Origin of the sequence: Prevotella sp. 885 (assembly GCF_002265625.1) — a bacterium.
In the GTDB taxonomy this organism is placed as follows: domain Bacteria; phylum Bacteroidota; class Bacteroidia; order Bacteroidales; family Bacteroidaceae; genus Prevotella.
Genome location: NZ_NOVE01000031.1, coordinates 22649 through 40700, shown reverse-complemented (window position 1 = coordinate 40700; position 18052 = coordinate 22649). Strand labels below are relative to the sequence as shown.

General features: G+C 51.0%; 13 protein-coding genes and 3 pseudogenes. 8 read left to right on the top strand and 8 right to left on the bottom strand.

From position 1 onward, the window contains the following. Window positions 1-103: pseudogene (locus tag CHL74_RS16235) on the top strand (ISAon1 family transposase); the annotation flags it as partial. Between the two features lie 24 nt (window positions 104-127). Here CHL74_RS16235 and CHL74_RS09850 read toward each other — a convergent pair. From CHL74_RS09850 to CHL74_RS09840, 3 genes and pseudogenes are all read right to left on the bottom strand, one after another. Next, window positions 128-2299 (bottom strand): annotated as a pseudogene (locus CHL74_RS09850) (SusC/RagA family TonB-linked outer membrane protein); the annotation flags it as partial. A gap of 451 nt (window positions 2300-2750) precedes the next feature. Further along, window positions 2751-4963, bottom strand: a pseudogene (locus CHL74_RS09845) (alpha-galactosidase). Between the two features lie 169 nt (window positions 4964-5132). After that, the gene (locus CHL74_RS09840; RefSeq protein WP_094880993.1) at window positions 5133-6017 is read right to left on the bottom strand and encodes a helix-turn-helix domain-containing protein; all 885 of its coding nucleotides are present in this window, start codon (window positions 6015-6017) and stop codon (window positions 5133-5135) included. A gap of 180 nt (window positions 6018-6197) precedes the next feature. Between CHL74_RS09840 and frr the strand changes: the two genes are divergently transcribed. Both frr and rsgA read left to right on the top strand, forming a co-directional pair. Beyond that, complete coding sequence (gene frr / locus CHL74_RS09835) at window positions 6198-6758, top strand: ribosome recycling factor (RefSeq protein WP_094880992.1); 561 nt, start codon at window positions 6198-6200, stop codon at window positions 6756-6758. Window positions 6759-6836: 78 nt separating this feature from the next. Next, on the top strand, window positions 6837-7769 hold the full coding sequence (rsgA, locus tag CHL74_RS09830; protein WP_094880991.1) for a ribosome small subunit-dependent GTPase A: 933 nt from the start codon (window positions 6837-6839) through the stop codon (window positions 7767-7769). A gap of 126 nt (window positions 7770-7895) precedes the next feature. Here the strand turns inward: rsgA and CHL74_RS09825 are convergent, their stop codons facing one another. From CHL74_RS09825 to CHL74_RS09810, 4 genes are read right to left on the bottom strand one after another with little or no spacing between them, the layout of a single operon-like run. Beyond that, window positions 7896-8813: a DUF5106 domain-containing protein gene (locus CHL74_RS09825; RefSeq protein ID WP_141241295.1), complete on the bottom strand. Its 918-nt coding sequence runs from the start codon at window positions 8811-8813 to the stop codon at window positions 7896-7898. A 17-nt stretch (window positions 8814-8830) separates the two neighbouring features. Continuing rightward, window positions 8831-10216 (bottom strand): phosphoglucosamine mutase, encoded by a 1386-nt coding sequence (gene glmM, locus CHL74_RS09820; protein ID WP_094880989.1) that lies wholly within the window; start codon window positions 10214-10216, stop codon window positions 8831-8833. Window positions 10217-10273: 57 nt separating this feature from the next. Next, window positions 10274-10915 (bottom strand): DUF4827 domain-containing protein, encoded by a 642-nt coding sequence (locus CHL74_RS09815; RefSeq protein WP_094880988.1) that lies wholly within the window; start codon window positions 10913-10915, stop codon window positions 10274-10276. 60 nt (window positions 10916-10975) lie between these two features. Further along, complete coding sequence (locus CHL74_RS09810; protein WP_094880987.1) at window positions 10976-12010, bottom strand: DHH family phosphoesterase; 1035 nt, start codon at window positions 12008-12010, stop codon at window positions 10976-10978. A gap of 191 nt (window positions 12011-12201) precedes the next feature. Between CHL74_RS09810 and CHL74_RS09805 the strand changes: the two genes are divergently transcribed. Together CHL74_RS09805 and CHL74_RS09800 are read left to right on the top strand one after the other, a co-directional pair. Further along, on the top strand, window positions 12202-12978 hold the full coding sequence (locus CHL74_RS09805) for a head GIN domain-containing protein (protein ID WP_176452220.1): 777 nt from the start codon (window positions 12202-12204) through the stop codon (window positions 12976-12978). A gap of 110 nt (window positions 12979-13088) precedes the next feature. Further along, window positions 13089-13331 carry a toxin-antitoxin system protein gene (locus CHL74_RS09800; RefSeq protein WP_094880985.1) on the top strand — a complete coding sequence of 81 codons (243 nt, stop codon included), beginning with the start codon at window positions 13089-13091 and terminating at the stop codon, window positions 13329-13331. A 507-nt stretch (window positions 13332-13838) separates the two neighbouring features. On the opposite strand, the gene CHL74_RS09795 is transcribed toward CHL74_RS09800, so the two are convergent. Continuing rightward, window positions 13839-14819 (bottom strand): ROK family protein, encoded by a 981-nt coding sequence (locus CHL74_RS09795; protein ID WP_094880984.1) that lies wholly within the window; start codon window positions 14817-14819, stop codon window positions 13839-13841. A gap of 144 nt (window positions 14820-14963) precedes the next feature. On the opposite strand from CHL74_RS09795, the gene CHL74_RS09790 reads away from it, so the two are divergent. From CHL74_RS09790 to CHL74_RS09780, 3 genes are read left to right on the top strand one after another with little or no spacing between them, the layout of a single operon-like run. Next, complete coding sequence (locus tag CHL74_RS09790; protein WP_094880983.1) at window positions 14964-15635, top strand: LysE family translocator; 672 nt, start codon at window positions 14964-14966, stop codon at window positions 15633-15635. Window positions 15636-15660: 25 nt separating this feature from the next. Further along, entirely contained in the window at window positions 15661-16221 is a 561-nt protein-coding gene (locus CHL74_RS09785; RefSeq protein WP_094880982.1) for a DUF4924 family protein, read from the top strand. 43 nt (window positions 16222-16264) lie between these two features. Next, a complete protein-coding gene (locus CHL74_RS09780; protein ID WP_094880981.1) occupies window positions 16265-17833 on the top strand; it encodes a peptide chain release factor 3 in 1569 nt (522 codons plus the stop codon). Window positions 17834-18052 lie beyond the last annotated feature (219 nt).

Here is an 18052-nt window from a genome sequence, read left to right as displayed (position 1 = left end):
TGCAGAATCTTTCAATGCAAAAGTCAAGCATTTCAGAGCACAACTTCGGGGTATCATTGACAAGAAATTCTTTCTCTTCAGACTAACAAGATTGTATGCTTAATCCACACACTTTTTCAGGTGAGCCACTTGTGTTGCCCGATGTTCCCATGTATGAAGGAAGCTGCATCGGCATAAGCATGTCCTTAGATGTCTTCTTATATACGTCCACCGTAATTCCGAGCTTGTCGTGGAAGAGTCCGAGGTCAAGGCCGATGTTGGTCTGCTCCTGCTTCTCCCAGTGTACGTTGAGGTTGGCAATGCGCAGAGGACGGTATGATGTTCCAAGACCCGTTCCGATGGATGTCATGTCTGACGACCACTTGCCGCTGCCGATGTTGGAGTTACCGGTCTGACCCCAGCCGAGGCGCAACTTACCGTTGGAGAGCCACTTGCCGGCAACCTTGCGTACGAACTCTTCGTTGGAGAATCGCCATGCGCCTGCTACAGAATGGAACGAACCCCAGCGGTTGTCAGGTCCGAAGTTAGAGCTACCGTCGCGACGGAACGTGTAAGTGAGGAGGTAGCGGTCGTCATAGTTATAGGTCTCGCGGGTGAAGAACGACGCCATTGCAGACGTTCCGAAGCCGTTGCTGATCTTGAATGTGGAAGGATCGCCGAGCGACGGGTTGTGAATGCTGTTGGTGGGCAGGTCCTGAGCCTCTGTACGGGCGTTGTCCCACTTGCTCTTCCAACACTCCTGACCGAGCATCGCTGTGAAGCTGTGCTTGCCGAACGAGCCGCTGTAAGTAAGATAGTTCTTAAACTGGACGAACGAGCCGGTTGACTTCTGAATGGAGCAGTAGTTCTTAGAACGTGTCCAAGTGCCGAGGGCAACGGTAGGATTAAACACTTCGCCGCGGTCCCAGTTGAACGAATAACCTATCTCGGTGTGCCATACGAGGTTCTTTATCGGAGTTACCTCTGCGAACACGTTACCTGTGAGGAGGTTCTGCTTGTAGAGAATGTCGTCCATGAGGGCGAGAGCCACCGGGTTAGGATTGGTCACTCCCTGCTGTGAGATTGATGTATAGCCACCGTTGACATCATAGATGGGAATGTCAGGACGTGTGGTCAAGGCGTAGGTGATTACACCGTCTTCCTGGTCTGCCTTCAGAAGGCGCTGGTCGGTGTTGCTGTAGTTGGCGCTAAGACCGAGCTTCAACCATGACTTGAGCTGTGAGTCGAGGTTGACACGAGCACCGTAACGCTTAAACTCAGAGCCGATAATGGTACCGTCCTGGTCCATATAGTTGCCCGAAACATAATACTTCACCTTGTCCGTACCTCCCTGTGCACTCACCTGATGCTGGTGCTGAAGGGCAGTGCGGAAGATGGCGTCCTGCCAGTTGGTGCCCTTACCGAGGACTGAGGGGTCGCTGAAGCGCTCGTCCTTGAAGACCATTCCCTGCGATGCCATGTCGTTGTAGTACTCGGCAAACTCACGGAGATTGAGCATGTCGATGCGCTTTGTCTGGCGCTGCCATGCCACCATGCCGTCGTACGTAAACTTGGCCTCGCCTGCCTTACCGCGCTTTGTGGTGATAAGCACAACGCCGTTGGAGCCTTGCGCACCATAGATGGCTGTGGCGGAAGCGTCCTTCAGCACTTCCATGCTGACGATGTCGGACGGGTTGAGTGAGGAAAGAGGAGACACTGTAGATACCGAACCGTTGCCAAGAGCGTCGCCAAGACCAACGGAAGAACCAGATGTGTTGGAGTTGTTCCAGATCACACCGTCCACAACGTACAAAGGTTCGGCACCTGCGTTGATGGTGGCTTGACCGCGAACACGGATGGATGTGGACGAACCAGGAGCACCTGATGTCGCCATTGACGTTACACCAGCCACACGACCGCCAAGCGACTGGTCGAGGTTGGTGATGATGGAGCCTTTCATCTTCTTCTCGTCCATAGAACCGGTGGCTCCGGCAAGGTCGCTCTTCTTCATCGTACCGTATCCCACAACCACCACCTCATTAAGGGTCTGGTTGTCTTCCTTCAGCACGATTTCGAACGTGTTCTTGCCCGTTACGTCAACGGTCTGGGGAGTGAAGCCGATGTAGCTCACCAGAAGCTGTTTTTTCCCTGAAGGCACTGTAAGCGTGAAGTTACCGTCTAAATCGGTAACCGCGCCCACTCCTTGTGCCCCCTTAACTGATACGCTCGCTCCAATGATAGGCTCACCGGTACCGTCCTTAACGACACCCGTAACCTTCGATTGTGCGAAAGCGAGGCTGCTGCTCATAGAGGCAGCCATACAAAGAATCACTAATTTCTTCATTAGGGATCTAATTAAAGGGTTTATATAAAGTTGTTATTGAATTAACATTGCAAGAAAGCCTTGAACGACCTATTGTTTTCATAGTTATATGAGTTTATGGTTTAATTTATGGTTGCAAAGTTACACTAATTGGCGCAACCTTATTAACACTTTCTTGACATAGTGTTACACAATTATGACAAAACGCATATTATCCTATTTCTGTTAATGAAAATAACCGTAAAAAGCGCCGTAAATTGATATAAGGCAAGCATTTATATGCTTTTTTACGATTGTAAGTGACGTATGTCATGCTATATTATATTAAATAATGTATCTCGTCATGACTAAGTCTTTAATATATAATGTGTTGGTAATGATAAAAACAAAAATGCTTTTCACGTAAACTGACACTTTGTTTACATGAAAAGCATTCTTGATTATCTGGTTATTTCACCTCTTCGAGGAGCAGCACGCGGCTTGCCCATTCGTTGGCTTTGCCCAGTCGGCGTTATGTCCGTAAGGGATTTCCAGGCCGTTCTGCATGAGATATTCGCCTGAGAAAGTCTTGCCCTCGAAGGCGAGCGGAGTCTTGTCGATGCGGTTGAGCTCGGTGATGCGATAGCGCTTCTGCGGGTTGAGACCTGCCATCGGGATGCGCGGCAGATGCTGGTTGCAGAACGACTCGGTCTTCCACCAGAAGAACACCGCCTTTTCCTTGTTGTCGGTCACGTACATAAGCGAAGCCACACCCTTCTTTTCGTAGGGCGACTGCAGGCGATAAAGGTCGCCGAACTGTACGATAGGACGGATGCGCTTATAGTCGGCGATGGCTTTGCGGCACTGGTCCTTGTCGGCTTCGCTGAGCACCTTAGGCTGAATCTCCATACCGAGGCGTCCGCTCATAGCCACGTCGGTGCGATACTTCAAGGGCACTGTACGTGCTGTCTGATGGTTGGGGGCATTGGAGATGTGGGATGCCATGGCGATGGCAGGGAAGAAGTAGCTGGTTCCCCACTGCATATATACGCGCTGAAGGGCGTCAGTATTGTCACTGGTCCAGAACTCGTCGAAGTAGGGGAGAGTGCCCCAGTTGACACGTCCGCCACCAGAAGCGCAGTCCTGGATGGTGAGGTCGGGGTATTTGGCACGGATGCGCTGCAATACCTTCTCTAAACCACGGTGATACTCGATGTAGAGATGGCTCTGATTGTTGGCAGTAAGATACTGCGATCCGTGGTTGGAGATGTTCATGTTGGCGTCCCACTTGATGTAGTCAATCTCCGGGTACTTGGTCATCATGTCGTCCACGATGGAGAACACGAAGTCCTGCACCTTGGGATTGCTGAGGTCGAGCACCACCTGTGTGCCGCCGCGTCCGCACTGGAGGTCGCGCTTCGGAGCCTTAATCACCCAGTCGGGATGCTTCTCGAAGAGTTCGCTCTTGGTGTTCGACATCTCCGGCTCCAACCAGATGCCGAACTTGATGCCCTGCTTCTTTGCTTCAGCGAGCAGACCCTCGATGCCGTGTGGCAACTTTTCCTTGTCCACCACCCAGTCGCCCAGCGCACAATTGTCGATGCTGCGCTTATACTTGCCGCCAAACCATCCGTCGTCCATGACGAAGAGCTCGCCACCCATCGACTTGATGTCTGCCATCATCTGCGCCATTTCAGGCTCCTTGATGTTAAGGTAGACACCCTCCCATGAGTTGAGCAGTATCTTGCGTTCGCGATTGCCGTTCATCAGCTTATATTCCCGTCCCCAGCGATGGAAGTTGCGGCTCACTCCGCTCAGACCCTCCTTGCTGTATGAGAAGGCTGTGACGGGAGTGGTGAAGGTCTCGCCCTTAGCCAAGTGATACTCCGAGTTGTATTCGTCAATGCCGGCGAAGAACTGATGATATTCCGAGTCGTCTGTCACGGCACGCAGCTTATAGTTGCCAGAATAGCAGATGGCAGCACCGATGACTCGTCCAGTGTTCTCCTGACCCTTGCCGTCAAGCGAGAACATCACCTCGCCGTGCGAAGTGTGGGCGTTGCGTGTGCCGTCTCGGTTCTCCACTACGAAGGTGCCTGGCTTGAGTTCTTCCTCAGAAAGCTGAGCCTCGTTAGCCCACGAACCGTAGAAGTGGGACATCCATACGTTGCCGCGGCGGATGGGGAGATAAGCCGAATCAAATTGTGAGAGAGTCACCGTGGTCTTCTCGCCGTTGTTTATCTCGGTCCACATCTCGATGATGTCCACGTCGTTATAAGCACGATAGCATACCGTAACGTAGAACGGATAGACGCGGTCCTTGAGCTTCACCTTCAGCACCTTGGCGTTCTTCTCTGCCTGTTCGGTGATGTCAGCCACGTCCATCTGCAGCGTCATGTTGCCGTCAGCGTGGCGCACGGAGAGCGCAGCTTCCGAAGCCCCTATGAGTCCGTACACAGGATATGCGTCCTTGCCTGCTGTGCCTCCAGCCTGCAAAGTGGCGATGTCGGCTGCTGCCAGCTTGTCGCCGTAATACACAAACTTGAAAGCTCCGCCCTTAGTGGCGTCCACCACGAGCGATGTCTTAGGAGTGGACAAACTGTAGTTCTCGGCATTCGCTGCGCCAGAGAACGTCGTCAATGCCAAGGCTGAGAGAGCCAGGCATTTGCTGTATTTTCCCATATTTGTTATTGAGTAAGATTGTTGTTTTGTTTTTAGCTATTCACGGGTGCAAAGTTACTTATACTTTGCTAAAGCAGTTTGCATTATCTTGTCTATGTCTGCCACTTTCTTGCAGTATTATGTCATTATCATGGTTATGCGATATTAGCTTCGTTCCTGCATCAGCGCCTTACACGATAATCTTCGTCTTAAAGTATTTCTCGCGAAACTCGGTGGGACTGCAACCTTTATACTTGCGGAAAAGGCGGTTGAAGTTGCTGAGCGTGTTGAATCCGCAGCCATAACATATCTCGCTGATGCTGTCCGTCGTGTCCACAAGCTGTCTGGCAGCCACACCAAGTCGCATCTCAACGATGTAGTCGCTGAGCGTCTTGCCGGATCGAAGCTTGAAGAAACGGCTGAAAGACGTAGGCGACATGCCTACGAGGTCGGCAAGTTCGGCAAGGCGTATTTCATTGGTGAAATGCTTGCTGATGTAGTCCTTCACCTTTAATATACGTCGACTGTCGCTGTCGACGTCCACTTTAGCAAACGACGATGTGGCAAGCTCGCGTGTGCCGTCGGCAAGCGAGAGCTTGTAGAGAATGGTGAGAAAGTCAATGACGGAATAAAACTTGTCCTTCTTGGTTGACAGTGAATTGAGCAGCGGATAAACCTCCTCTATGGCTTCGGGCGTAAACGCCACTCCTTTGCGTGCCTTCTCAAACAGGTGCTTGATGGGCAACATAGGTGTGCGGCAGAAAATGCTGTCGGAGCTGTTGAAATTGAAGAAGAACTGTATGGTTATCTCTCGTATCTCATCGCTGTTGCACGTGCCTTGTGACCATACGTGCTCCAGGTCGGGGCTTGTTATGAGCACCAACTCACGATTGCCTATTGTCTCCGAGCTGTCTCCGACAATACGCAACACACCCTCCCCGTTCTCCACATAGTTAAGCTCGAATACCTCGTGCTTGTGTATAGGGTAGGTGAACTCTTTCTTTCGCCTGTCCGCCACGTACATAAAGTCATTTTCGAGCAGCGGCGGCAATTCACGCAATACACGATCATCCATAGATTGCAAAATTAGCAAATATTTCGAATAATCCAAACTTTCCTATCCATTTTCCTACCTAAAACAATAATCCCTGCATAGTATTTTGCCTTATAATGTTGTGCATTGTCAAGTATTTTCATTAAATTTGCAAAATGAATTCAGAAACCTGTGTTTTTTGAAACTAATACTAAAATAATTATGATAGACGTTAAAGAAACTCTTAGCAGTGCCGAGGAGCGCATGGAGATGGGAGCCATGTACCTTGAGGAGCAGCTGGCTCGTATCCGCGCCGGCCGTGCCAATGTGGCAATCCTCGACGGCGTTCGCGTTAGCTCGTGGGGCTCTATGGTTCCGCTCAACCAGGTAGCCAATGTCACCGTTCCCGATCCGCGTACCATCGCCATCCGTCCTTTCGACAAGAAGCAGATCCGCGACATCGAGAAAGCCATCATGGACAGCGATGTAGGCATCACACCTGAGAACAACGGCGAGATTATCCGTCTCGGCATCCCGCAGCCGACCGAGGAGCGTCGTAAGGATCTCGTAAAGCAGTGTAACAAGATTGGCGAGCGCACAAAGGTGGAAATCCGCAACGCACGTCAGGAGACAAAGGACAAGCTGAAGAAGGCCATCAAGGACGGACTTTCAGAAGACCTTGAGAAGGACGCTGAGAACGAGCTCCAGAAGATTCACGACAAGTTCGTGAAGAAGGTGGAGGAACTCCTCGCTGCAAAGCAGAAGGAAATTATGACTGTATAATAAGAAAAGGTAAAAGAGTAAAGCAGGCTGCCTCTTTATACTCTTTTACCTTTTTGCTTTTTTTTTTACTTTTAATAGATGCAAGGAATAGTAATAAAGAACACCGGCAGTTGGTATACGGTCCGCACCGACGAGGGCAAGAACGTGGACTGTAAGATAAAGGGCAACTTCCGCCTCAAGGGCATACGCAGCACCAATCCGGTGGCTGTGGGCGACCGTGTGGAGATAATCCTCAATCAGGAGGGCACGGCGTTTATCTCTTCCATCTGCGACCGCCGCAACTACATCATACGTAAGTCGCAGAATCTCAGCAAGCAGAGCCATATCATCGCAGCCAACGTGGACCAGGCGTTCCTTATCGTCACCGTCAACTATCCGCAGACCAGCACCATCTTCATCGACCGCTTCCTCGCCACGGCTGAGGCTTACAGTGTGCCAATGGTGCTCGTCTTCAACAAGACGGACATCCTTTCCGACGAGGAGCGCCATTATCAGGAGATGATGATGAAGCTTTATGAGACCGTCGGCTACAAGTGTGTGGCGGTGTCTGCCACCACGGGTATGGGCATGGACACCATCAAGCCGTTGCTCAAGGACAAGATTACGCTTCTCAGCGGCAACAGCGGCGTGGGCAAGTCCACATTCATCAATCATATCCTGCCCGATGCCAACCTGCGCACATCTGAGATCAGCGATGCGCACAACACAGGTATGCACACCACAACATTCTCTGAAATGCTTCAGCTTCCGGAGGGAGGATGGATTATAGACACGCCGGGAATAAAGGGTTTCGGCACCTTCGACATTGAGCCGGAGGAACTGACAAGCTATTTCAAGGACATCTTCCATTTCTCTAAGGAGTGTCGTTTCTCAAATTGCACCCACACACACGAGCCGGGTTGCGCGGTGCTCAAGGCTGTGGAAGAACATTACATCGCCGCCTCACGCTATCAGAGCTATCTCTCTATGCTTGAAGATAAAGACGAGAACAAGTACAGGGAAGCTTATTAAATTTAGTTTAGAGTTGAGAGTTTAGAGTTGAGAGTTATGATTAGCAGAAAGGTCATACTAATAATAAACATATCATAACTCTCAACTCTCAACATTCAACTCTCAATTCTCCACAACTCTCAACTCTCAACCCTTAACTTTCAACTGACTTAAAGTTTCTTTCAGCAGCTTTATATCCGGATTTTTCAGTATCACTCGTTTTTCGCTGTCGAGCAGATAGAGCGACGGCATGGTCTTTATATAATAAATGTCGTCGGTTGTTATTTTTCCTTCTGGGCTAACGCCGTCCGTCCATGAGGCAGGGAAGTCGGGCTTTACCCTCTTCCATCTCTCTGCATCGTCGTACGGGAAGATGGCGAGGACGCGGAAGGTGGTGCCTTCCTTCAGCTGTGGCATGTCCGCAAGCTCCGCCTTCACCTCCTGACAATGGTCGCAGTCAGGGTCGTAGAAGTAGAGTAGGGTGTATGTGGCGTTGAAGGAATGCATGCTGTGCGTGGCTCCGTTGCGGTCAGTATACTGGAAGTCGGCAGCCACGGAGCCTGGCAGATTCTTGCGCAGATTGCGAGCCATATACTCTCCTCGTGTGCGGTCAGCCACGGAAGCGAACTTGTTGGCGGTCATGGCGTCAATGTACTGTGCGTAGAGGAGGTCGTTATGAAGCGGCGATTCTGCGTCGCCAAGATACTTGTCCGCGATTTCCTCGAAGTAATTGCGCATCAGTTCAGCCGTCTTCTCATCCGCCTTTATATTATATAAATGTGTGGCAAGCGTAGTAAGTCCGGTTGCCGCAGTTGCCGGCTTCACCCTCGGCAGGAGGTCGAGGAAGTTGGCGAAGCCCTGCTCCGTAATCTCCGGACGATTAACGAGAGTGGTGTCAGCAAAATCGAAGCGGTCCCAATAATGCTCCATCACGTACATGGCACGTGTCTCCGGCGTGCGGAGCGTGTCGGGTACGGAAGGATAAGGGAAGGCGTCCGTCTGCTGTGCGCCAGCGTTAAGGAGGTTAAGGAGCAGAGCCGTAAGGGTCAGAATGGTCTTTCTCATGTCATATCGCGACACGCTTACTGCATGTCATACACCACCTGCATGAGCTTCTTGCCCAGCTCGTCAGCCTCTTCCATTGTGGCTGCCTCGCTGTAGACGCGGATGATTGGCTCTGTGTTCGACTTGCGGAGGTGAACCCACTTGTCGGGGAAATCAATCTTGACGCCGTCGATGTCCGTAATCTTCTCGTTGGCGAACATCTCCTTCACCTTCTCGAGGATGGCGTCTATGTCCGTAGACGGTGTGAGGTCAATGCGGTTCTTTGCGATGAAGTAGTTGGGGAATGTGGCTCTCAGCTCGCTTGCCGTGCATCCCTTGTGTGCCAATGAGGAAAGGAAGAGAGCGATGCCTACGAGGGCGTCGCGTCCGTAATGGCTCTCAGGATAGATGACGCCGCCGTTGCCTTCTCCGCCGATTACCGCACCCACTTCCTTCATCTTCGTGGTTACGTTCACCTCGCCTACGGCAGCCGCTGTGTAAGCGCCTCCATGCTTCTCTGTCACGTCGCGCAGAGCACGTGTGGAAGAGAGGTTGCTGACGGTGTTGCCCTTGGTGTGGCTGAGCACGTAGTCGGCAACGCTGACGAGTGTGTATTCCTCGCCGAACATCTTGCCGTTCTCGCAGATGAATGCCAGACGGTCAACGTCCGGGTCGACGACGATGCCGAGGTCATACTTGCCGCTCTTCATCTCGTCCATGATGCCCTGAAGATTCTTCTCCAGCGGTTCCGGATTGTGTGCGAAGTCGCCGTTGGGAGTGGCGTTGAGGATGGTGTATTCCACGCCGAGAGCCTTGAGAAGCTCAGGCAGGATTACGCCGCCCACGCTGTTGATGGTGTCTACGCACACCTTGAACTTGGCGTTCTTGATGGCGTCCACGTCAGCCAGCTTGAGGCTGAGAACGCTCTCGATGTGGCGTGCGTTCATAGAGTCGTCGCGTGTGTAGTGTCCGAGGTGGTCGACGTCGGCATAGTCGAAGTCTTCCTTCTCGGCAATGGCGAGCACCTCGTTGCCGTCCTCCTTGGTAAGGAATTCGCCTTCGCTGTTGAGGAGCTTCAGCGCGTTCCACTGGCGTGGGTTGTGGCTTGCTGTTATGATGATGCCGCCCAAAGCCTTTGTCCACTTAACGGCAAGTTCGGTGGTAGGAGTGGTGGCGAGATCAATGTCGATGACGTCGAGTCCCATACCCATGAGGGTTCCGCAGACGATGTTGCGTACCATGTCGCCGGATATGCGAGCGTCGCGTCCGACAACGATTTTCGGCTGTTCTTCGCCTGTTGCTCTGCGCTTCATGAACGTGGCATAGGCAGTTGTGAACTTCACGATGTCAAGCGGATTGAGCGTGTCGCCCGTGTGTCCGCCGATGGTTCCGCGTATTCCGGAAATAGACTTAATCAATGTCATAGTCTTATTATCTTTACGTAAGTATTGATGTTTTCTGTTTATTTTTTTTGCACCCGTTTATCTTCCGCGCTCGAAGGTTATCTCGTAGCGGCATGGATAGACGTATCTTGCGGCGTCGTCCTGTCCTTCCGAGTGTGGTACGATGAGGTTAACCTTAGCCACCTCGTCGCCCTCATTGGTGGGACGTCCGATGTTGACGTAACGCAGTGGCACAAGCCATCCGCTTGGTACGGCAGCCGTTCCGTAGCGTGTATACATAAGGCTGGAGCTGGTGTCGAATGAGGCAGTGAACGTGCCTGAGGTATTGCGTACGTTCATCTTGTCCACGAGCCAAGCATACTGATAGATGTTGGTGAGCTGCAGGGTGGTGTCCGACTCGATGAGGTTATATTCATTGAAGCGGCACAATACCGTGGTGCTTTCGCCTTCCTCAATCTTCTCTCCGCATCCCTTGCGCACAATCTGCATGTATACGCCGTTGCTCTCGAAGAGCACATACTCGTTCTTCGATACGTCCGTAGTGGTGTCCTGAGCAAAGAACTGCTCCTCGCTTATCACCTTGATCTTCTGGTTGGCGATGTAGCGGTTGATGGCAGAGCGCTCCTTCTTCTTCTGGTCGGCGTATGTCTCTGTGTCGCTACATGCAGCGAAGGCGAGTGCAGAGAGCACGACGCATATAAGAATCTTTACTGTTTTCATTTTCTTCCTTTGTATGTTTTTGTTTTCTGTTTTCTTGTTTCTTTCCTTTTGGCTTTTTTTTTACTTCAGCAAGTCTTCGTAGTGTGCGATGGCACGTCTTGCCACCTTCTCTGCTTCTTCGAGCGAGCAGCGCAGTCTGCCGCCGCTTGCGTTAAGGTGTCCGCCGCCGTTGAAGAAGTCGGCTGCCATCTTGTTGCAGGGGAAGTCGTCCACGGAGCGAAGGCTCACCCATACGAGGTTGTCGTGGCGGTCGTCCTCACGGAGCGAGATGGAGAGTTTCATGCCCTTGATGCGCAGCGGCTCGTTTACGAGGCCTTCTGCGTCGCCCTTGATGAAGTGGAAGTCGCGCATCTCGCGTTTTGAAATGGCGAAGTAAGAAGCGTGCAGGTCGGCAAAGACGTTCAGCTTCTGGCTCATCAGATATCCGCGGAACCTTATCGCCCACGGGCTGAAGTTATTGAATACGTTGCGGTAAATCTTGTCCTTGTCGATGTTCTTTGTGAGAAGCTGGCTGATGATGAAGAATATCTCGGGCTGTGTGGAGTTGTATGTGAATCCGCCCGTGTCGGTCATCATGCCGCAATATACGCACGTTGCCCATTCCTTTGTCATCTCCTCGAAGGCTCCGAGCTGCCATACGATGCGGAACACCAGTTCCGACGTGCTCGACATGTTGGGGTGCGAGATGGTGAGTACGGTGTCCATGCTCGGGTCGAGATGGTGGTCAATCATCACCTTCTTCGCCTTAGCCTGTTCCAGCGGTTCGCGCATCTCGTCCACACGGTCAGCACCGTTGAAGTCGAGGCAGAATATGAGGTCGGCTTTCTCAAGCATTTCGCCTGCCTTGTCAGCGTTCTTGTCGAACCTGATGATACGGTCTGCTCCCGGTATCCATTTCAGAAAGTCGGGGAACGCATCCGGCACGATTACGTTTGTCTGCTTGCCGCGCGATGTCAGGTAGGCGTTCCATGCCAATGACGATCCCAATGCGTCGCCGTCGGGCGACTTGTGGCAGCAAACGACGATGTTTTCCGAACTCTCTATCAGTGTGTTTAGTGAGGCGACTTCCGCCTCAGTAAGCAATTCTATCTTCATATCTTTCTTTCGTGTCTGTTTTTGTCCGTGGCTTGTGTCCCGCTTGGAAGCCAGAACATCTGCAAAGGTAATAATTAAGTATGGTACGGACAACTTTTTTTTGTTTTTGCAACTTTTTTTTGTAGCTTTGCGTCTATATAGTGTAAACCAAATCACAAATTATCAACAAAACGAATAGAATGATGATGAAAATGAAGACATTTGGAAGATTTGTTGCCTTGGCAGCTTTCGCCATGGCATGGGTTGTTTGCACGGCTTGCAGTTCGTCTGGCAGTCTGCGTTCGGACAAGGAGTCGCACAAGAGGGTTTCGCAGGTTCTAAATCTCGGATATTTCTCTCGCATAGAGTCGTATACGTCCTACGACGTGAAGTTCGTTCAGGGCAAGACACCGTCTGTCCGCGTAGTTGGCGCGAAGGGTCTTGTGGAGCGTTTGTCGGTGCAGCGCTACGGCGAGACGCTTGTCATCAAGGCGAAAGGTGGCGGCTTCTCGTTTTCTTTCGATGATGACACGCCTCTTACCATTTACCTCACATCGCCCGACCTTACGGGTGTGAAGCTGACCGGCTCCGGCGATTTCGACGTTGACGGTCCGCTCGATACTGACGTCCTCGACGTGGCGCTTGAGGGTTCTGGCGACATCGACTTTAACAGCGTGGTCTGCGACCATGCCAAGATAAGAATGAGCGGTTCTGGCGACATCGACATCAAGGACATTAAGGCTCAGACTGTCTGCTGCGAGGTGAACGGCTCGGGCGACGTAGACTTAGGCCTTAATCGTGTAGGTGTCAGTACATTGAAGGTGTTTGGTTCGGGCGACATCGAAGCAAAGATGTATGACTGCGGCACGTCCGACTGCAGCGTATTCGGCTCGGGCGACATCACGCTGAAGGGTACGCTCCGCTCGCTCAATCAGAACGTGAAGGGATCAGGAGATATCAATACTGGTGAGTTGAGCGTAGCGAATTAAGCGGACAGCACGCTGTCCGAATTAGGATTTTTGAGTTTTAAATATCCCATTTCTTGTAGAATCAAAACATTTGTATTACATTTGCATACAATTAATTACAAATAACGGATATGGAAACAGCAACATTAAGACAGCCTGCATCATTCAGGCTTAACTCCAAGCTTCTTGCCATTCTCAAAGAAAGGGCAAAGGCAAGCAACAGAAGCTTGAATAACTATGTGGAGAGCGTACTCCTCGATGCCGTTTACTTCGAGCCCAACGAAACAACCGCTGCAGCCATAGAAGAGGCAAGGTCTGGAAAAGAACTCGAAAAGCTTGACTTGGACAACTTCAAATCTGAATTATTCAAATAGCGGGTGCCGTCCACCATGCAAATATCGTATAAAGAGTAAAAACATGTTACAAAATAAATATTGATTTTAGAGTTTTGTTTTGCTGTTTTTACGGTGTTTTGCTGTGCAAACAGCACCCACGCTTAACAATAAAGCCTCTTTTACACTCCGATAGTGCCACTATCAGAGTGTAAAAGAGGCTTTATTGTATCACAACAGTGGCATTATTGGAGTGTAAAAGAGGCTCTATGACAGAAAAAAACGGCTCTTTTGCGAGTCTGATTTCATAATATTTCTCCAGAAAACCGCATAACACACTGTGTATGAGCTTGTTGTTCCCAAACGCTCAAAACTCAAGAATTTCGCACCAAAGATTTTGTTGTCCGTTCAACTCATAGTATTGAGCAATAGAAATGCAAATATTGTCGTCGGTGAAACGCACACCTCTTGTTCCTTTATACAAAAACATCCGCAACTCCAAGACGTTGGAATTGCGGATGTATGATTGAGTTGTTGTCAATAGCTGCATTAATCGTTGATGTCCCAGCCCACAGCTGAAGCACCGAGAACGGCTGCTGACGAACCTTCGAGGCTGCTTACGAGGAACTTGGCCTTGCCCTTGTAGATGTTGAGCACGTTGTCGTCGTATGCCTTCTTGATGGGGTTCATGAGCAGGTCGCCAGCCTTTGTCAAGCCGCCGAAGAAGATGAATGCCTCAGGAGAAGAGAAAGCAGCGAAGTTGGCGCATGACTCGCCGAGCAACTGGCCAGTGAACTGATAGATGTCGAGGGCAATCTTGTCGCCCTTGGCAGCTGCCATTGATACGTCATAGCTGGTGATCTTCTCAGGGTCGAGCTCGCGGAGCAGAGACGGCTCGTTAGAGTTGGCGAGGAACTCGCGTGCAGAGCGAGCCACACCAGTGGCAGAGCAGTAAGTCTCCAGGCAGCCCTTTCTGCCGCAACCGCAGTCGCGTCCGTCTTCCTTGACGATGACGTGTCCGAGCTCGCCGGCGAATCCGTCGCAGCCGTAAACCAGCTGTCCGTTAACCACGATGCCAGAGCCTACGCCAGTACCGAGAGTGATGACGATGAAGTTCTTCATGCCACGAGCCACGCCGTAAGTCATCTCGCCGATGGCAGCTGCGTTAGCGTCGTTGGTAAGAGCAACGGGGATGCCGAGCTTGTCGCTGAAGAGCTTTGCCAAGGGCACTACGCCGTCACGTCCCCACTCGAGGTTCGGAGCAAACTCGATGGTGCCGTTATAGTAGTTGCCGTTAGGAGCGCCGATGCCCATAGCCTTGATTTTCTCGATGCCGCCAACCTGGTCGATGATGATCTGGAGTGCGTCAACAGCTGCGTCAACGTAAGCCTGTACGTTGTTGCCATATCCCTGTGTCTTTATAGCTGTGGTGGCCTTGATGTCGCCACGGCTGTCTACGATTCCGAATACAGAGTTAGTGCCTCCGAGGTCCAAACCGATAACATACGGTTTCAATGATTCTTCTGTCATGATGCTGTTTGTATTTATTTAGTAAATTAATAGTAAACGATTGTCAATCTTTAATGGCAAAGGTATTAAAAATGTTGTAACATAACAAAGTTTTAAGTAATAAATTTGTCTATATCACATAAAATTTGCAATTTTGCACACGTTATGCAGTTTCCTATTCAATTAGATATTTTAGACTTTGTATTCAAGGGAATACTTATAGGCATCATGGCTTCAGCCCCGATGGGGCCGGTGGGCGTGCTGTGCATACAGCGAACACTTAACAAGGGTCGCTGGTATGGCTTCATAACGGGTATTGGCGCTTGTGTGAGCGACTTCATTTATGCGCTTTTCACAGGCTTAGGCATGAGTTTTATGATGAACTTTGTCGGAAACGAGCGCAACCGCTTTCTGCTCCAGATAAGCGGCAGCGTGGTGCTGTTGTTATTCGGCATCTACTGTTACCGCTCCAATCCAACCCGTAACATCCATAAGAGCAACAAGACGCAGAAGGGCACACTCGTGCACAACGGCGTGACGGCGTTCCTCGTAACGCTGTCCAATCCGCTGATTATCTTCCTCTTCATCTTCCTCTTCGCACAGTTTGCCTTCGTAGTGCCAAACCGTCCCATCGAGATGACGGTGGGTTATGCCAGCATAGTGGGCGGCGCCCTGCTGTGGTGGTTCGGACTGTCGTGGCTTATCGACAAGGTGAGAGGCAAGTTTGACGACACCGGCATCCTTATCATCAATCGTGTGGTGGGATGCATTGTCATCATCTTCTCCGTCATCATGCTCCTCGGCACCTTCTTTAATCTTTACAAGCTGCCGTATTAAGTTAATCCCCGAATCATCAAGAAACATGTTTATATCCCAACAACTCAGAAAGAAAAGCACGGCTGAATACGTGCTCTATATGTGGCAGGTGGAGGACATCATACGTGCCTACGGCTGCCAGCTGTCGCGCCTGAAGAACGAATACATAGCGCGATTCACGGACTATACTGACGAGCAACGCTCGGAAATGGTGGACTGGTATGGCGACCTTATCACAATGATGAACTCCGAGGGCAAGCGCGAACACGGACACCTTACCATCAACAAGATTGTGGTGGACGACCTTAACGAGCTGCACAACCGTCTGCTCCAAAGCTCACGCTTCCCGTTCTACAACGCCGAATATTATAAAGTGCTGCCCTTCATCGTGGAGCTGCGCAACAAGGGCGAGAAGGACATCAACGAGATTGAGACTTGCCTCAACGCACTCTACGGCACGATGATGCTGCGCCTGCAGGGCAAGACCATCACGCCCAACACGGAGCATGCCATCAAGGAGATTTCCACATTCCTCGGAATGCTCAGCGACTATCACATCAAGGACAAGACTGAGGGCCTCAAGTTTGATGACGACGAGGAATTCTGATAATTGACACCCCCGACACATATAAGATAACAACAAAAGAAGAATGAATCAGGAAATAGAACGCAGGCGAACCTTCGCCATCATATCACACCCTGACGCCGGTAAGACTACGCTCACGGAGAAATTCCTTCTCTTCGGAGGACAGATTCAGGTGGCAGGTGCAGTTAAGAACAACAAGATACGTAAGACTGCCACGTCGGACTGGATGGACATCGAGAAGCAGCGTGGTATCTCTGTGTCGACCTCTGTTATGGAGTTCGACTATGAGGACTATAAGGTGAACATCCTCGACACCCCGGGTCACCAGGACTTCTGTGAGGACACTTACCGCACGCTCACCGCCGTAGACTCTGCCATCATCGTGGTGGACGGTGCGAAGGGTGTGGAGACTCAGACCCGTAAGCTCATGGAGGTGTGCCGCATGCGCAACACTCCAGTTATTATCTTCATCAACAAGATGGACCGCGAGGGACGCGACCCCTTCGACCTGCTCGACGAACTGGAGGAGGAGCTGAACATCAAGGTGCGCCCGCTGTCATGGCCTATCAACATCGGAGCAAAATTCAAGGGCGTATATAATATATATGAGAACAAGCTCGACCTCTTCAAGCCCGACAAGCAGCGTGTGACGGAGAAGGTGGAAGTGGACATCAATTCCGACGAACTCAGCCAGCACATCGGCGAGGATGACGCTCAGCAGCTGCGTGACGACATCGAGCTTATTGACGGTGTTTATCCCGAATTCGACGTCGAGACTTACCGTAATGCTGAGGTAGCTCCCGTATTCTTCGGTTCGGCTCTCAACAACTTCGGTGTGCAGGAACTGCTCAACTGCTTCGTAAAGATTGCTCCGTCGCCACGTCCCACACAGGCAGAGGAGCGTTTGGTGGATCCGGAGGAGCCTAAGTTCACCGGCTTCATCTTCAAGATTACAGCCAACATCGACCCCAACCACCGCTCATGTATCGCTTTCTGCAAGGTGTGCAGCGGCAAGTTTGAGCGTAACAAGCCTTACCTCCATGTACGTCAGGGCAAGACCATCCGCTTCTCTTCACCTACGCAGTTTATGGCGCAGCGCAAGAGCACCATTGAGGAGGCATGGCCGGGCGACATCGTCGGACTGCCCGATAACGGCATCTTCAAGATTGGCGATACGCTGACAGACGGCGAGAAGCTCCACTTCCGCGGACTGCCGTCGTTCTCGCCTGAGATGTTCAAGTACATCGAGAACGATGACCCGATGAAGGCAAAGCAGCTGGAGAAGGGCATCAATCAGCTTATGGACGAGGGTGTGGCGCAGCTGTTCGTCAATCAGTTTAACGGTCGTAAGATCATAGGTACTGTGGGTCAGCTCCAGTTTGAGGTTATCCAGTATCGCCTTGAGAACGAGTATAACGCCAAGTGCCGCTGGGAGCCCGTTCATCTTCACAAGGCATGCTGGGTGGAGAGCGACGACGAGGCAGAACTCGACCAGTTCAAGAAGCGTAAATACCAGTACATGGCAAAGGACCGCGACGGTCGCGACGTCTTCCTCGCCGACTCTGGCTACGTGCTGTCAATGGCACAGCAGGACTTTAAGCACATAAAGTTCCATTTCACGAGCGAATTCTAAAATTACGTATAGTGCTGCGGAGGTCACCGTATCTCAGCAGCATAAAAAGGAATATCCCACAGATCTCGCAGATATTCACAGATGTTCTTGAGAAAACTAAAATCTGTGTTAATCTGCGTAATCAGTGGGATATTACCTTTCAAGCAGCATATGAATGTTCTCCCACAGATCCAATAGATATTCACAGGTGTTCTTGAGTAACAAAAATCTGTGTGAATC

Excerpts from the sequence above, each read along its gene's own strand:
- CHL74_RS09825 (WP_141241295.1), bottom strand. The coding sequence starts at position 8,813 with ATGAGAAAGACCATTCTGACCCTTACGGCTCTGCTCCTTAACCTCCTT.
- glmM (WP_094880989.1), bottom strand. The coding sequence starts at position 10,216 with ATGACATTGATTAAGTCTATTTCCGGAATACGCGGAACCATCGGCGGA.
- frr (WP_094880992.1), top strand. The coding sequence starts at position 6,198 with ATGATAGACGTTAAAGAAACTCTTAGCAGTGCCGAGGAGCGCATGGAG.
- rsgA (WP_094880991.1), top strand. The coding sequence starts at position 6,837 with ATGCAAGGAATAGTAATAAAGAACACCGGCAGTTGGTATACGGTCCGC.
- CHL74_RS09780 (WP_094880981.1), top strand. The coding sequence starts at position 16,265 with ATGAATCAGGAAATAGAACGCAGGCGAACCTTCGCCATCATATCACAC.
- CHL74_RS09810 (WP_094880987.1), bottom strand. The coding sequence starts at position 12,010 with ATGAAGATAGAATTGCTTACTGAGGCGGAAGTCGCCTCACTAAACACA.
- CHL74_RS09795 (WP_094880984.1), bottom strand. The coding sequence starts at position 14,819 with ATGACAGAAGAATCATTGAAACCGTATGTTATCGGTTTGGACCTCGGA.
- CHL74_RS09800 (WP_094880985.1), top strand. The coding sequence starts at position 13,089 with ATGGAAACAGCAACATTAAGACAGCCTGCATCATTCAGGCTTAACTCC.
- CHL74_RS09805 (WP_176452220.1), top strand. The coding sequence starts at position 12,202 with ATGAAGACATTTGGAAGATTTGTTGCCTTGGCAGCTTTCGCCATGGCA.
- CHL74_RS09790 (WP_094880983.1), top strand. The coding sequence starts at position 14,964 with ATGCAGTTTCCTATTCAATTAGATATTTTAGACTTTGTATTCAAGGGA.
- CHL74_RS09840 (WP_094880993.1), bottom strand. The coding sequence starts at position 6,017 with ATGGATGATCGTGTATTGCGTGAATTGCCGCCGCTGCTCGAAAATGAC.
- CHL74_RS09815 (WP_094880988.1), bottom strand. The coding sequence starts at position 10,915 with ATGAAAACAGTAAAGATTCTTATATGCGTCGTGCTCTCTGCACTCGCC.
- CHL74_RS09785 (WP_094880982.1), top strand. The coding sequence starts at position 15,661 with ATGTTTATATCCCAACAACTCAGAAAGAAAAGCACGGCTGAATACGTG.